Below are 14,373 nucleotides of genomic sequence, written 5' to 3'. Positions count from 1 at the left end.
TCGAAATCTGAAGAGGAGCATTCATGATGTCCAAGCTCGTGCCCTGCATGTGGTTCAACGGCGATGCCGAGGAAGCCGCGAAGTTCTACGTCTCCCTCGTTCCTGATTCAGAGATCACGCACGTCCAGCGCAACGTTGCGGACAACCCGTCCGGTAAGGAAGGCTCCGTGCTCGTCGTCGAGTTCACGGTGGCGGGGCAGCCCCTGGTTGCGCTCAACGGCGGCATGAAGATGGAGTACACGCACGCGATCTCGCTGATGATCCATTGCGACGATCAGGCCCAGGTCGACAGCGTTTGGAGTGCGTTCCTGGCCAATGGCGGCAAGGCAGAGCAGTGCGGCTGGCTCAGGGATCGCTGGGGTGTGGCCTGGCAGGTCGTGCCGAAAGTGATGTTCGAGTTTCTATCGAGCCCTGACAGGGCCGCGGCCGCACGCGCGATGCAGGCCATGATGAAGATGGTGAAGCTGGATGTTGAGGTGTTGCGGCGGGCGTTCGAGGGCAAGTCGGCGGCGTGACCTACGCCACGTACTCGGGCAAAGGCGCGTAGCGCCGTGCCCACGGTCTTTCCGATATTGAGAGAGGCGGTAGGCACGCTTCCGCTTTGCCCACCCTGCGAGACCGTGCCTGTCGGCTAATAATTGATCCGTAGCCCCACGCCGCCGTGAATGGTGTTGCCCACCGGCTGCGGGCCGAGCGTGCCGTTGGCGAAGAGATCCACGATCCAGCCCTTCTGCACGCGGAAGCCGAGGCGGCCACCATATTCGAACCAGCCCTGGTTGCCCATCGTTGGCACCACCATGCCGTCGCCGGTCACGGCGGCGACGATGCCGCTGTGGCTGGCGAACGACTGCACCCAGCCGCCATTGATGTTGGTCTCGATATTGCCGGCGAAGAGATGGGTCCACTGGCCCCCGATCTTGACTAGGCTGGTGCGGTCGGTGCCGGTCGCAATGCTGGCGTCGAACGGATTGAACGCGACCGTGTTGTCCGCGTAACCCGACACGCGCTGCCAGAGCTGCCAGACCTCGATCGAAGCTGCGACCTCGTCGCGCGGTGACAGGCGGCTCATCCAGCCGGCGCGACCGTAGACCGCGTAGTTTGCCGCGTTGGTCGAGCTCGTTACGCTCACCGGGCCGAGGCTGGTGTTGTAGCTGCGGGTGTAGCGTGCCTTCTCCCACGGTGTCAGGATCGTGCCGACGTCGAAGAATGGACGCGACGAGCCCCAATCGGTGAAGTCATAACGCAGCGCGAAGGCGCCGATCGGCGCGCTGGTGATGTTGTAGCCACCCTCGCTGTATTGTGTGTAGGCGAGGCCGGCGAGCAGCGACAGATTGGGCGTCAGCTCCTTGCGGCCGTGGACGCCGGCCGAGAACGAGCCGGCAGAGCCGAACGCGCTGATGCAGTCACTGCAATTGACCTGTTCGTTGACGCCAAGCAGCACCGTACCGAGCACGCGGTTGGTGATCATCTGGTTGAAGCGCTGGTTGGCGAGGCCGCCCACCGAGTTGCCACTGGAATCGGAGCCGGTCGGCGCCTGGCTCGGCGATGGGACCGGACTCGGCGTTGGGGCCGGGCTTGGCGAAGGAGACGGGCTGGGGGAGGGAGAGGGGCTCGGTGACGGATAGGGGTTCGGCTCGACGCATTCGGTCTCGCAGGAAGCGGCGGCGGCCGGACGGGTGTTGAACGTGAACAGCGCAAGCGCCGCAACTGCGGCCAATGCGCCGGCCAGGGCAAGCCCTTTGATGACGACCTGCGTCATCGTCAGCGCCCGCACAGCATGCCGTCGTCATGGACGGCGGGAGTGATGGTCGGTGAGGCGTCAGCATATTGATTGACGGCGCAAAGCCCGGCATTCGCGGCGCAGTTGGCGGCGAAGGTCCAGGGCGGTGTGTTGGTCTTGGTGATGGAGACCTTGCCGCCGGCCGACGTGATGACCGCAGTATCGCCCGGCTGGGTGAACTGAATGCACTGGAAGTTCAGCGTGCAGACGCTGGCTGCGCCCTCCTGAAGCACCACGACCGAGCGGCCGCGCTGGGACAGGATGTCGAGCGTGGTGCCGCGGACGCCGATGGTCGCGAGCGGTGTCGTGATCTTGTAGGCGGTCTTCTCCGAATGTCCGGTGACGAAGCGGAAGGCGCCGGTGGTCATGCGGATCGCGACGTCGCGATAGCTGTGCTCGTCGTTGAAGACGGTGCGGTCGAGCTTCAGCGTCGCACTCGGGCCGAGCGACAGGTTGGTGCTGTCGGCCATGACGAAGCGCGCTGCGCTGTCGGCACCTGTGCGTACGGTTTCGTCGCGCAGCATGCTGTCGCCGACATTGATCGGCGTCGAGCTCGCGGCGACGCGGACCACCTCGTTTTGGACCAGGACGGCTTCGCCGACGCGCGTCTGGGCCTGCGCACAAGGCGCAGCGCACAGTGCGGTCGACAGCAGAGCGGGGAAAAGCAGAAAACGTAAACCCATTTCGCAACCGATCGAGGTCCCTGATCGCGAACGCTTGTGTTGTGGCAGAATTATCACAAGCGGCGCGAGACGAGCGTTAGCTTAGTGACAGTTGCGGCAGAATGCGTTCAATGGATCGGCCGAGTTATTTTTTATTCGCGGTGACGCAGATTTGCCACGCAAAATAGTCCCACAGCAGTCGCTTGAAGCACACGTGGTTCCGAAGGTGTCGCGAAGCACAGTGATCGCTGTCGCGATTTTCCTAGCTGCGCATCTTGCGCTGCTGATCGGTCTGGCGACGCCGGAAAAGTTCGTCTTCGACGAGGTGCATTACGTGCCGGCGGCGCGGCAGATGCTGGGCTCCGAACCATCGCAGCCGATGCTCAATCCGATGCATCCGCCACTGGCTAAAGAGCTGATCGCGGCGTCGATCGCGACATTCGGCGACAATGCGCTGGGTTGGCGCTATCCGGCGACACTGTTCGGTGCGCTCGCGGTCGTTGCGATTTATCTCTGCGGCCTCGCGCTGTTCTCCGCACAGGGGCCCGCGATTGCGGCGGCGCTGATCGCGGCGTTCAACCAGATGCTTTATGTGCAGGCGCGCGTCGCGATGCTCGACATCTTTGCGCTCGGCTTCGGCCTGCTCGCAATTGCCGCCTTCATGCATGGTTTTCGACGGCAGCGGCCGCAGGCCCTGTTCGCGCTTGCGGGCAGCCTGTTCGGTCTCGCCGCTGCCTGCAAATGGAGCGGCCTGTTTCCGCTCGGCGTCTGCATCGTCATCGTTGCGATGGTTCGCGTGATGCAGGGTTGGCGGACGTTGTTTGCCGATCCCAAGCCGAACGACTGGTATCGCCCCGATCTCTGGCCCGACCTCGGCGCGCATCATGCCGTGCTCTGCTTCGTGCTGCTGCCCGCCGTGACGTATCTCGCCGCCTTCGTGCCGCTCTACGCCTTGTCGTTGCCGGATCTGATCGAGGCACAGCGCCGGATATTTGCCGACAACACCACCACTGCGATCGCCGGCCACACCTATATGAGCTCGTGGCCGTCCTGGCCGTTGCTCGCGCGGCCTGTCTGGTTCCTGTTCGACAAGACCACGGACGACAACGTCGCGGCGGTCGTTTTCCTCGGCAATCCGCTGGTGCTGTGGCCGGCGCTGCTCGCGCTCGTCGTCGTGCTGCGCGACTTCATCCTCGCGCGGCGCTGGGATGCGTTCTTGATCGCGGCGTTCTATTTCGGCCCCTGGCTCGCCTGGGCGCTGCTGCCGCGGACGCTGGGCTTCATCTACTATTACCTGCCGGCCGCAACGGCGGCCTCGCTCGCGCTGGTCTATGTGCTGCACAAGGAGGATCAGCCGCGCTGGCTGTTGTGGGCCTATGTCGGCGTCGCCGCGATCGGCTTTGCGGTGATGCTGCCGATCTCTGCGGCCTTCATCGGCACGTCGATGCAAACCTTCAACCGGCTGATGTTGTTTCAGAGCTGGATCTGACCAAAGAAGGCCGCCCGCCGTTGTCGCGGCAGGCGGCCTGTCGGTTGCTGCAATTACTTCGAAGCGGTCTTGGTGTCCATGTTCACGACCTGAACGCGACGGTTGATCGGGTCGGCGCCGTTGGCGGTGTCCTTCAGCTTGGTCTTGCCATAGCCGACGGTGACGAGATCGTTGCCGCTGAGGCCGTAGTTCTGCACCAGGTACTTCTTGATCGTGTCGGCGCGACGTTCCGAGAGGCCCTGGTTGTAGGCTTCCGTGCCGATCGCATCGGTATGGCCGGCGACGACGAAGGTCGAGCCCTTCAGCGACGGATCGGACAGCGCCTTGCCGAGCGCCTGCACCGACGGCACCGAGGTCTTGGCAATGTCAGCCGAGTTGTAGTCGAACTGGATCTCCAGATCGATGTTCGGCTTGGTCGCCGCGAGTTCGGCGATCTGCTCGCGCTCGCCCATCGAGAGCGAGCGGGTCTGACGGTTGCGCACCGTGTTCAGGAAAGTCGTCTCCTTGGCCTGCGCCGTCGGATCGGCCTGCGGACCGGCGGACAGGCCGCGGGTGATCGGCTTGGGCTTCAACGCATCCAGGATCTGGTTGGTGGAAACATTCGTGTCGCCGGCGAAAGCCAGGCCGGCCGTCAGCGACAGCGCGGCGGTGAGCGTGATCGCCTGCAATCCAAAAAACCTATTGAAATGGGTCATTGTCGTATCCTCGCTGTGACGCCTGATGGCGATTTGATGCTGCGAGCATAGGGAAGGTTCAAATGGCCAGATGTGATGCGTGTCACATTCAGGACTGGCCACAATTCCACACGTATCTTAGCGCCGGTGCCGGTCGGCATCCAGCCAGCGGCAGCGGCCTACCGCCCGGTGCCGCACGATGCCCGCGTCAGGAAGTAACGCTGTCTCATCCGATCCTCGAAAGCAGCGTGCAAAGCCTGCACGTCTTTCGACATCGTTTCCAGCGAACTGCTGGACTCACGGCCGACGTGGGTACAATCTCCCGCTATTGCTCGTCACCAGCCGTTATTGCCCGCTGCGTCAGCAGCCCGAAAAGCAACCGTCGCAGCGACTCTCAGCTCGGTTCGAGCAGCAGAAATCCCCGGGTGATCCAGATCACAGTACGTTGTCGTGAACTGGATCAGGTTGCTCTCATCGGATCGGCTCGAGCTGATCCGAGAGCAGCGAAGAAGTTTGGATCAGGGGAGATTGATCATGCGCTTCTTGATCGCAGCAATTTCAATCGCAGCATTCATCGTCAGCGGCGATGCGGCTCTCGCGGACAAGCGCGTCGCCTTCGTGGTCGGCAACGCCGCCTACAAGAATGTCCCGCAGCTCCCTAATCCCGCGATCGATTCCAAGGCGATGGCGAGAGTGCTGCGCAACGTCGGTTTCGATGTCGTCGAGGGTGCGAACCTCAGCCGCGATGCCATGACCGCAAAGCTCCTGGAGTTCGGCAAGAAGAGCGAGGGTGCGGATGTCGCCGTGTTCTTCTATGCCGGCCACGGCATTGCCGTGAACGGCGTCAACTATCTGTTGCCGATCGACGCGGACCTGAAGTCGGAGATGGATGTCAAGCTCGGCGCGGCGATCAATGTCGATCTCACGCTGGACCAGACCATGTCGGATGCGAAGGTGAAGCTCGTGTTCCTGGACGCCTGTCGTGATAACCCGTTCGCGGCAAAGATCCGGTCGGCCAAGGCGACGCGTTCGGTCAACGTGCAGACCGGGCTTGCCGAGATGAAGTCGGGCGAAGGCACGCTGATTGCCTTTGCCACCGGCCCCGGCCAGACCGCGCTCGACGGCGAGGCTGGCACCAACAGCCCGTTCACCCGTGCGCTGGTCGCCAACATTGCCCAGCCCGGGATCGAGATCCAGCAAGCGATGACCAAGGTCCGCGCCCAGGTCAGTGACGAGACCAACAAGGGACAATTGCCCTGGGGGCACACCAACCTCACCGGCAACGTCTACCTCAATCCGGTTGGCACGCCCGCTGTGGCCACGGTCGATACATCGAACGCGCCGGTGTCGTCCGCGACCAGGCAAGGCTCCGATGTCGAGCTCGAGTTCTGGCGCTCGATCAAGGATTCCAACAAGGTCGAGGAGCTCAACGCTTATCTCACGAACTATCCGAACGGCACCTTCAAATCGATCGCGCTCGCCCGTATCGCGGCGTTGCAGGATGGACCGTCCAACACCACCCGCAACCTCTCGGCCGGGATCGATCCCGCGACGTTTACCGACGAAGCCAATCAGGTGTCCGAAGACCAGATCGGTTTGGACAAGAGCCAGCGCCGCGACGTGCAGCGCCGCCTCACCGGGCTCGGCTTCGACGTCAAGACGACGGGCGCGTTCGACGAGGAGACCCGTTCCGTGATGAAGCGGTGGCAGGCGGCACGCGGCTATCCCGCAACCGGTTATCTGAACAAGCTCCAGCACAAGGCGCTGTTGTCGGAGATCGTCTCGACCCGCGCGGCTTCATCCGAACAGGCAGACGATGAGCCGGCGCGTCGTCGGTCCTCCGGTGGTGGCGGCCGGCGCCACTATAGCGGCGGTGGTAGCGGTCCGATGGGCGGCCCCGGCGGTTTGTTCGGCGGTATGATGGGCGGGTTGTTCGGCCGCCGCTGAGCGGCAGGCAAGCGAAAGGCGCCCCGGTTCGGGCCGCCTTTTCGTTAGGGAAACCCTTGCACACCGTTCGTCGCAAAGCCGTCGCCGCACGGCCTGCTCACGAACAAGAAATCGGCCAGATGCGCGCCTAGCAGACACCCTTCATCAGACACCGCAGACGGGGGAGCCGAGTTCCATCCAGTGCCGAGGCCGAGTGATTATCAGTTCTATCGTAATGGCCCGCCGGACCGGACCGTGTCTCTGAACGCCATGCCCATCTATATCGGTGCGGCGATGATTGCGGTGGCGATCCTGCTCTCGACGTTGATCACGGGGCTCACCAGCCGCTATGTCGGCCTCGAAGCTCCAACCGACGAGAACATGTGGCTGGTGGATCGTCTCACTGGCAGCGTCTATCGCTGCCAGGCGGAGGGACGCGGCAAAGCCAGTTGCGAGCCCGACATCGCCACCGGCAGCCTCAGTGACCGGCCCAAAGCGCCGCGGGACAGCCGCTGAGCGCTCCTGCCCTTGCAACGCAATGTCGCCTGCGGGCTGTCTTCACTCAACTCCATGAGATGGGGCAGACGCAAAAAGGTCTGAGATTGTCGGATCGACCGTGATGTCGACCAGGGCGGGCCCATGTGACGCCAAGGCCTCATCGAGCATGTGGTCAAGGTCCGCTACATCGGTGACGCGCTTGCCGGGGCAACCAAGCCCGTTGGCCAGGGCCACGAAATCGATCTCGGGAAGATCGATCCCGGGCGGGCGATGGGCCTGCATGAGCCGGCTGAAGGCACGCATCGCGCCATAGCCGGAATTGTTCAGGACCACGAAAGTGATGGGCAGCTTGCGTTGTGCAGCGGTCCAGATCGCCTGAATGCAGTACATCGCCGATCCATCGCCAACCAGGCACACAGTGCGGCGGCCAGGGCGCGCCAGCGCTACACCAACTGATGCCGGCACGCTATAGCCAAGCCCGCCGCTTGCCATGGTGTAAAAGCTGTCCGCGCCCGGCCGCGGCAGGAAGGTTTGAATGGCGGGACGGTGCGACGGTGCTTCCTCCACCACGATCGCGTCCGCCGGCATCAGCGCTGCCAGCCGGCTCAAGGCATAGGCAGACGGAATCGGATTCGTCGCGGCGGGAACGACGGGTCGCGGGCGGCCGGCAGCTGCCTCTCGCGCGATGGTGTGAGGCAACGCCGACAGCAATGCTTCGACCGCCTTGGGAAGTGTGCTGATGATGGTGTCGCCGGTCGCCGCGGACGCCGCCTCGGTCGGGTCATCCGTGACCTGCCAAACGGGCGTTCCATCGTCGAGCAGGTCGCATTGTCCCTCGACATGGAAGGTGAACACCGGCGCACCGAACACGACGATCAAATCGGCGTCGCGCAAGGCGTGGGCGAGGCCTCCGGGCGAGGCGGGCAGGAAGCCGGAAAATTGTGGGTGCAGTTCCGGAAAGCTCGACCGGCTCGACATCGGGCTTGCCCATACGGCCGCCTTCGCCCGCTCGGCCACGGCGACCATCGCATCGACACAACCGTTGCGATCGACTTCGGGACCAACCACAAAGGCCGGCCTCTTCGCAGCGGCGATCGCCGTGCCAAGCCGAACGATCGCCGCCGAGTCAGGCGCAAACTCCGTCGCGATGCGCCTGGCGGGCGGGCGCGATGCGGGTCGGGCCCAATCATCCGACGGCACCGACACGAATGTCGGGCCGCGCGGATGCTGCGTGGCGGTCAGGAAGGCCTGCGCAATCGCCGCGGGCACATCCTCGGCGCGCGCAGGTTCCGCGCTCCATTTCACATAGGGCTTTGGAAACTGTTCGGCGTCCTCGGCAAAGAGATAAGGTCGCATCCGCAGCAGGTTGCGTGCCTGCTGCCCCGCCGTGACGACCATCGGCGTCTTGTTGCGAAATGCCGTGAAGAGGTTGCCGAGTGCGTGACCGAGCCCGGCCGCCGAGTGCAGGTTGACGAAGGCGGGGCGCCCCGTCGCCTGCGCGTAGCCATCGGCCATGCCGACCACGCAGCCTTCCTGCAGGCCGAGCACATAGTCGATGTCATCGGGCCAGTCGCCGAGAAAAGCGAGCTCTGTCGAACCCGGATTGCCGAAGACGCGATCGACGCCGAAGGAACGAAGCACACCGAGGGTCGCTTCCCGAACCGTCAGGATTTTTGAGTTCATTGGCCGCTTTCCCTGGGTGCTTCGTCCAACGCAATCAAAACGGATAGTGCTGAGCCTGCGTCTCGATGGTGATCCAGCGCAGATCAGTGAATTCGGCGATTCCGGCCTGTCCGCCGAAACGGCCGTAGCCAGATCCCTTCACGCCGCCGAACGGCATCTGTGCTTCGTCATGCACGGTCGGGCCGTTGACGTGGCAAATGCCGCTTTCGATCCGCTGCGCCACCGTCAGCGCCCGCGCCACATCGCGGCCGAACACGGCGGCCGAGAGGCCGTATTCGGTATCGTTGGCCAGCCGCACGGCATCGTCCACGCCGCTCGCGCGGATCACCGAGACGACCGGGCCAAAACTCTCCTCGGTGTAGATGCGCATGCCGGGCACGACGCGGTCGAGCACGGTTGCCGGCACGACCGTGCCGGCGCGCTCGCCGCCCGCGAGCTTGACGGCGCCCTTGCCGATCGCGTCGTCGATCAGCCCAACGACATGCTTGGCCGGGGCTTCGTCGATCATCGAGCCGACCACCACCGGGCCGGAGCGCGGGTCACCGGCCGGCAGCGCGCTCGCTTTCTTCGCGAGCTTCTCGACAAAGGACGCCGCCACCGCCTCGTCCACGATCACGCGCTCGGTCGACATGCAGACCTGGCCCTGGTTGATGAAGGCACCGAACGCCACGGCCGCGACGGCCGCATCGAGATCGGCATCGTCGAGCACGACCAGCGGCGCCTTGCCGCCGAGCTCGAGCAGCACCGGCTTGAGGTGGTGTCCGGCAAGCTCGGCGATGACGCGGCCGACGCGGGTCGAGCCTGTGAAGTTGATCCGCCGCACGGCGGGATTGGCGATAAGACGCTCGACCAACGCCGGCGCATCGGCCGGTGCATTGGTCACGACGTTGACGACACCGGGCGGAAAGCCGGCATCCTTGAAGACCTCGCCGATCAGCCGGTGGGTTCCCGGGCAGATCTCGGAGGCCTTGAGCACGACCGTGTTGCCGCAGGCGAGCGGCGTCGCCACGGCGCGGACGCCGAGAATGATCGGCGCATTCCACGGCGCGATGCCGAGACACACGCCGGCCGGCTGGCGAACGGACATGGCAATGCATCCAGGCTTGTCGGATGGGATCACTTCGCCCGCGATCTGCGTGGTCAGCGAGGCTGCTTCCCGCAGCATGCCGGTGGCAAGCTTGACGTTGAAGGCCGACCAGACCTCGGTCGTGCCGATCTCCGCCATCATGATCTTGATGAAGGCGTCGCGCTTGGCATCCAATGCATCGGCAGCCTTCAGCAGAAGGCTACGTCTCGCATTCGGGCCGAGCGCCGACCACGAGGCAAGCGCGGCGGAGGCTGCCGCCACCGCGGCGTCGGCGTCGGACGCCGTCGCGGCGGCCGCACGGCTTGCGACCTCCTGCGACAGCGGATTGCGACGCTCGAACACCTTGCCGGTCGAAGCGGCCTGATCCTGGCCATTGATGAGAAGACTGACGTCCATGAGAACCTCCCTGATGTGTTGGCCAACTCAGCCGAGCAGCCGCGATTTGCTGGTTTCGTGCGCGAAGCCGAGCGCGATCATGGCCGCGCATGCGAGCGCGACGTAGTAGCCGGTGATGGCGTAGGTGGAGCCGGTCTGCGCAAACAGGCTGGTGGCGACGAGCGGCGCGATGCCGCCGCCGAGCACGGTCCCGAGCTGCTTGCCGATGGACACGCCGGTGAAGCGGATGCGGGTCGGAAACAGCTCCGGGAAATAGCTCCCCTCGGTGCCGAACATCAGCGGATGGATGATGCCCGCGGCCAGGATCACCACGCCTGTGATCAGAAGCGTGTCGCGGCTTGCGACCACACCGTAGAACGCAAACATCGAGATCGCCGCGAGCACGACACCCGCCAGGAACAGGCGCTTGCGGCCGATCCGGTCGGACCATGCGCCGATCAGCGGCATGGCCACAAGCCCGACGAGATTGGCGAACAGCACGGCCTGTGTGATGACGTCCTTCTGGACGCCGAGCTGACGCGTTGCGAAGGAGATGGTGAAGATGGCGGTCAGGTAGAAATAGGAGGTCTGTGCCATCTCGGCGAAGAACACGATGAGGATCGGCCGCCAGTGCCCTCTGATCGCCTCGACCGCCGGCACGGCCTCGGATTCTCCCGCCTCGCGGAACGTCGCGCTCTCCTCGATGCGCAGGCGCATGTAGACGCCGAGCGCGACCAGCACCGCGCTGATCAGGAACGGAACGCGCCAGCCCCATGACAGCAAATCCGCCTCCGGCAGCCGCGAAATCGCCAGCGCTGCGAACGAGGCGAGCACGACGCCGACGGGCCCCGCAGCCTGAATGACGGCGGCCGAGAAGCCGCGCCGATGGCCGGGCGCCGTCTCGATGGCCATGAGGATCGCCGCGGTGGACTCGCCGCCGAGCGCAAAGCCCTGGAGGAAGCGCAGCGCGACGAGCGCGACGGTCGCGACCACGCCCGCGTTGGCGTAAGTCGGCAACAGTCCGATCGACATGGTCGCAAGGCCCATCATGAGCAACGTGCACAGCAGGACGGATTTGCGACCCAGACGGTCACCGAAATGACCGAACACCAACCCGCCGAGCGGGCGCGCCAGAAATCCGACGGCAAAGGTCGCGAACACCGCAATGGTCGCCGTAAGCTGGTCGAACTTCGGAAAGAACAGCTGGTCAAACACCAGCGGCGCGATCAGGCCGTAGATGAAGAAGTCGTACCATTCGATCGCGGTGCCGATCGTGCCGGCGATCAGAATGCGCCGGCGGCTGCTCGCCGTCTGCCCGACGCCACCGGTGGCGGCACGATCGTCATAGTCATCGAGCGCGTTTGTCGTCATGTTGTCCTCCTCCCATGTCATTTTTCGTCTTGTTATTGGCTTGGGGCGCACATTGGATGCGCCGGGGCTCGATCAGCTTGCCAGTCGGGTCGCATCATTCGCGTCGCGTCCGAGCGCGCGGGCAAGGACGCGCCCGATCGTTCCGGCTTGCGGCGCGGCACCGCGCCAGGCCACGATCTGGTCGGGGCGTATCAGGGCGAGATCTGCGTCATAGAGTTCGCGCAAGGTGCCCGGCAGCGTGACCAGCTTCAGGTCGACGCCAAGCGTGCGGATGGCCTCAGCGACTGCAGCTCGAGCCGAGGCGATCTCGCCGAATTGCAGCAGCGTCCACTCGAACCCGAACAAATCGTACAAGGACACACCGTCTTCCAGCCACGCATGCGGTGCGCGGCCGCCGGGGCAGGCGGTCGGCACGTAGACGTTTGCTGCATCGGGCGGTGGCTGGCTTCCGTCGGAAACGATGATGGGCGAACCGTCATAGCGTCCACCGAAGGTGACGCCGGGAATGTTGAATTCGGCACGGGCGTGCTGCTCGAGGTACACGCCGGCAATCCGCCGCGCCTCGCCGCCTTCGTCGGTATCGTGCTCGATCTCCGGCGCGGGCGCGAACAGGCCGAGGGAGTCGGCAAAGCGCCGCGCATAGTCGGTGTTGCGGAGCGCCACCGGACGACGCTCGACCTCGTAGCTGTCGAGCAGCGTCGCCGGGCTCACGCCCTTGATGACGCTTGCGAGCTTCCAGCCGAGATTGACCGCGTCCTCGATCGCGGTGTTGTAGCCGAGCCCACCGGTCGGTGTGAACAGATGCGCCGCGTCGCCGCCAAGGAAGATCCTGCCGCGCTGCATTCCGTTGGCGACCAGCGCATGACCCGCAGTCCAGGTCAGGAAGGACAGCACCTCGCATTCGATCGGTGCGCCACAGGCGCGCTGGAACGCAGCCTTGGCCTCGTTGACAGTGATCGCACTCTCGTCTTCACCCGGCCGAAGTTGCGTGTGAAATGCAAATTCGTCGCGCCCATTCACCGAGGCCATGAAGGCGCGGCGGTCGCCGTTGAAGCAATTGTACATCCACGCCTTGGCGTGGGGGATGCTCGCATAGAATTCCGGCGAACGGAGATACACGGCCAGCATGCGGCCGCCCATGAAATCACGCTGCGTTCCGGTTTCGCCGCCGTAGACGATCCCGAGCGATTGCCGAACTGTTGAGCGCGGCCCATCGGCCCCGACCAGGAAGCTGGCCTGCACCTGAAAGCGGCTGCCATCATCGAGACATTCGATCTCGCCGACGATGCCGTCGTCGCTCTCGACATAACCGACCAGCCGATGCCCATAGTTGAGATGAATGCCGGGGAGGGCCTCGGCATGACGGCGCAGCACCGCCTCGACATATTTCTGCGAGACCCGATGGGGCAGTTCCGCTGCGCTCCAGGAGCCCGACATGGCCTTGATCAGCTCTCCCGCGCGTGACGATGACGGCAACTGAAACCGCGCGAGCTCGTAACCGGTGTAGCGGGTGAAATACGCAACGTCGGTCGGGTAATCCGCGGGCAGACCTTCGCGCCTGATCTCGTCGGCAAAGCCCAGCCGCCGATAGTGCTCCATCGAGCGCGCCTGCGTCGCATTGGCCTGCGGGTTGAACGCCGTGCCCGGCTTCTCATCGACCAGGATCGCGGATACGCCGCGCCGGCCCAGCTCGTTGGCCAGCATCAGCCCACATGGTCCCCCGCCCACGATGAGCACCGAGGCCGTCAGACGTGTCTCCAAGACGCTTCTCCCTACCAGCATTATCTTGCATGGTAAGGAAGCCTGACGATTTCGTCAAGTAACCTGACTAAATCTCGTCGTCGAGCGTATCGAATTTCGCGCCGTAGACCGCAAGCCCCTTCAGGATCGTGTCCATCGCTGTCTTGCCGAGCTCGCGGCGCATTTCCTGTTCGGCGATGTCGACGGCTTCGCGGAACGCATCGAGCCATTCGAGCCCGGCGGGGGTGAACATCACGATGCGCGCGCGCTTGTCGGTGGGGTCGGCGATGCGGTCCACGAGCCCGAGCTCGGCGCATTGATCGACCAGCTCGCCCATCGCCTGCTTGCTCATCGAGGCGCGCCGAGCGAGCTCCGTCAGCCTGGTCCCCTCCACATCGAGATTGCGGGTCAGGCTGACATGCGCGATGCGCGTTTCATCATGTCCTCTGTCGCTCATCAGCTCGAGGACGCGCGCTTCGAAGCGTCGCACTGCGTTGTTGAGCAGGCGACCGATATTGGCATGCCGCCACGCCGTTCCGGCCTTCTTGCTACTCAAATGATGTGCCTTCGAATCGAGCTTGGACAGTCGCCGCAGTGTGCGTCGCCGACATCGTGGTGTCCATCCAAATGCCCGGCCGTGGCGGGACGGGCGCGGCCGTGCCAGACGGTCAAGCGGTCGACGGGCCCAATCTCGAGCGGGCCGCAAAAAAATCTCTTCTCCGCGAAACGTTGTTGCCAGAGAATACGTAATTGCGAATGCCGGCATGACGCCGGTTTCGTTTTACTTAAGGAGACTTCTCGATGAAGACCTTGCTCACTGCCGCAGCCTTTATCGCGTTCGCCTGTTCGCTGTCCCCCGCATCCGCCGCCATGATGGCGTGCTCCAAGGACAACATGATGAAGTCCGCCGCCATGATGGGCGGCACCCCGGATACGCCGGCCAAGATGGCGGCGAACAAGGAAATGGCCATGGCCAACACCGACATGAGCAATGGCAAGATGAAGGGGGCCTGCATGCACTACATGAAGTCGCAGAAGGCGATGATGATGAAATAGGCGCAACGCGCGCATCATCCGGCCGCGCTGTC

General features: G+C 64.3%; 13 protein-coding genes. 5 read left to right on the top strand and 8 right to left on the bottom strand.

The features are described 5' to 3' along the window. Positions 1-26 precede the first annotated feature (26 nt). Entirely contained in the window at positions 27-515 is a 489-nt protein-coding gene (locus JQ587_RS32575) for a VOC family protein (RefSeq protein ID WP_212298038.1), read from the top strand. A 116-nt stretch (positions 516-631) separates the two neighbouring features. Here the strand turns inward: JQ587_RS32575 and JQ587_RS32570 are convergent, their stop codons facing one another. Continuing rightward, on the bottom strand, positions 632-1,759 hold the full coding sequence (locus JQ587_RS32570; protein ID WP_212428066.1) for a hypothetical protein: 1,128 nt from the start codon (positions 1,757-1,759) through the stop codon (positions 632-634). A gap of 2 nt (positions 1,760-1,761) precedes the next feature. Further along, complete coding sequence (locus tag JQ587_RS32565; RefSeq protein WP_212428065.1) at positions 1,762-2,463, bottom strand: FecR family protein; 702 nt, start codon at positions 2,461-2,463, stop codon at positions 1,762-1,764. 205 nt (positions 2,464-2,668) lie between these two features. Here JQ587_RS32565 and JQ587_RS32560 point away from each other — a divergent pair, with 205 nt between their 5' ends. Further along, positions 2,669-3,931 carry a phospholipid carrier-dependent glycosyltransferase gene (locus JQ587_RS32560; RefSeq protein WP_349629547.1) on the top strand — a complete coding sequence of 421 codons (1,263 nt, stop codon included), beginning with the start codon at positions 2,669-2,671 and terminating at the stop codon, positions 3,929-3,931. A gap of 53 nt (positions 3,932-3,984) precedes the next feature. On the opposite strand, the gene JQ587_RS32555 is transcribed toward JQ587_RS32560, so the two are convergent. Next, positions 3,985-4,626 carry an OmpA family protein gene (locus JQ587_RS32555; RefSeq protein WP_212428064.1) on the bottom strand — a complete coding sequence of 214 codons (642 nt, stop codon included), beginning with the start codon at positions 4,624-4,626 and terminating at the stop codon, positions 3,985-3,987. 513 nt (positions 4,627-5,139) lie between these two features. Here JQ587_RS32555 and JQ587_RS32550 point away from each other — a divergent pair. Continuing rightward, the gene (locus JQ587_RS32550) at positions 5,140-6,552 is read left to right on the top strand and encodes a caspase family protein (RefSeq protein WP_212428063.1); all 1,413 of its coding nucleotides are present in this window, start codon (positions 5,140-5,142) and stop codon (positions 6,550-6,552) included. Positions 6,553-6,801: 249 nt separating this feature from the next. Further along, positions 6,802-7,047, top strand: coding sequence for a hypothetical protein (locus tag JQ587_RS32545; protein ID WP_212428091.1), 246 nt, complete (start codon positions 6,802-6,804; stop codon positions 7,045-7,047). A gap of 42 nt (positions 7,048-7,089) precedes the next feature. On the opposite strand, the gene mdlC is transcribed toward JQ587_RS32545, so the two are convergent. From mdlC to JQ587_RS32520, 5 genes are all read right to left on the bottom strand, one after another. Next, the gene (mdlC, locus tag JQ587_RS32540; protein ID WP_212428062.1) at positions 7,090-8,712 is read right to left on the bottom strand and encodes a benzoylformate decarboxylase; all 1,623 of its coding nucleotides are present in this window, start codon (positions 8,710-8,712) and stop codon (positions 7,090-7,092) included. Between the two features lie 34 nt (positions 8,713-8,746). Continuing rightward, the gene (locus JQ587_RS32535; protein WP_212428061.1) at positions 8,747-10,195 is read right to left on the bottom strand and encodes an aldehyde dehydrogenase; all 1,449 of its coding nucleotides are present in this window, start codon (positions 10,193-10,195) and stop codon (positions 8,747-8,749) included. 27 nt (positions 10,196-10,222) lie between these two features. Continuing rightward, entirely contained in the window at positions 10,223-11,545 is a 1,323-nt protein-coding gene (locus tag JQ587_RS32530) for an MFS transporter (RefSeq protein ID WP_212428060.1), read from the bottom strand. A gap of 72 nt (positions 11,546-11,617) precedes the next feature. Continuing rightward, positions 11,618-13,327, bottom strand: a complete 1,710-nt coding sequence (locus JQ587_RS32525; RefSeq protein ID WP_212297476.1) for an FAD-dependent oxidoreductase — start codon at positions 13,325-13,327, stop codon at positions 11,618-11,620. 46 nt (positions 13,328-13,373) lie between these two features. Continuing rightward, positions 13,374-13,841 (bottom strand): MarR family winged helix-turn-helix transcriptional regulator, encoded by a 468-nt coding sequence (locus JQ587_RS32520; RefSeq protein ID WP_212428059.1) that lies wholly within the window; start codon positions 13,839-13,841, stop codon positions 13,374-13,376. Positions 13,842-14,086: 245 nt separating this feature from the next. Here JQ587_RS32520 and JQ587_RS32515 point away from each other — a divergent pair, with 245 nt between their 5' ends. Then, the gene (locus JQ587_RS32515) at positions 14,087-14,341 is read left to right on the top strand and encodes a hypothetical protein (RefSeq protein WP_212297478.1); all 255 of its coding nucleotides are present in this window, start codon (positions 14,087-14,089) and stop codon (positions 14,339-14,341) included. Positions 14,342-14,373 lie beyond the last annotated feature (32 nt).

It is taken from the genome of Bradyrhizobium manausense (assembly GCF_018130615.1).
GTDB classification, from domain to species: Bacteria; Pseudomonadota; Alphaproteobacteria; order Rhizobiales; family Xanthobacteraceae; genus Bradyrhizobium; species Bradyrhizobium manausense_A.
The sequence above is the reverse complement of the archived record's forward strand: the minus strand, read 5'-3'. Positions and strand labels throughout refer to the sequence as shown.

Excerpts from the sequence above, each read along its gene's own strand:
- JQ587_RS32535 (WP_212428061.1), bottom strand. The coding sequence starts at position 10,195 with ATGGACGTCAGTCTTCTCATCAATGGCCAGGATCAGGCCGCTTCGACC.
- JQ587_RS32570 (WP_212428066.1), bottom strand. The coding sequence starts at position 1,759 with ATGACGCAGGTCGTCATCAAAGGGCTTGCCCTGGCCGGCGCATTGGCC.
- JQ587_RS32550 (WP_212428063.1), top strand. The coding sequence starts at position 5,140 with ATGCGCTTCTTGATCGCAGCAATTTCAATCGCAGCATTCATCGTCAGC.
- JQ587_RS32515 (WP_212297478.1), top strand. The coding sequence starts at position 14,087 with ATGAAGACCTTGCTCACTGCCGCAGCCTTTATCGCGTTCGCCTGTTCG.
- JQ587_RS32530 (WP_212428060.1), bottom strand. The coding sequence starts at position 11,545 with ATGACGACAAACGCGCTCGATGACTATGACGATCGTGCCGCCACCGGT.
- JQ587_RS32525 (WP_212297476.1), bottom strand. The coding sequence starts at position 13,327 with ATGCTGGTAGGGAGAAGCGTCTTGGAGACACGTCTGACGGCCTCGGTG.
- JQ587_RS32545 (WP_212428091.1), top strand. The coding sequence starts at position 6,802 with ATGCCCATCTATATCGGTGCGGCGATGATTGCGGTGGCGATCCTGCTC.
- mdlC (WP_212428062.1), bottom strand. The coding sequence starts at position 8,712 with ATGAACTCAAAAATCCTGACGGTTCGGGAAGCGACCCTCGGTGTGCTT.
- JQ587_RS32575 (WP_212298038.1), top strand. The coding sequence starts at position 27 with ATGTCCAAGCTCGTGCCCTGCATGTGGTTCAACGGCGATGCCGAGGAA.
- JQ587_RS32555 (WP_212428064.1), bottom strand. The coding sequence starts at position 4,626 with ATGACCCATTTCAATAGGTTTTTTGGATTGCAGGCGATCACGCTCACC.
- JQ587_RS32565 (WP_212428065.1), bottom strand. The coding sequence starts at position 2,463 with ATGGGTTTACGTTTTCTGCTTTTCCCCGCTCTGCTGTCGACCGCACTG.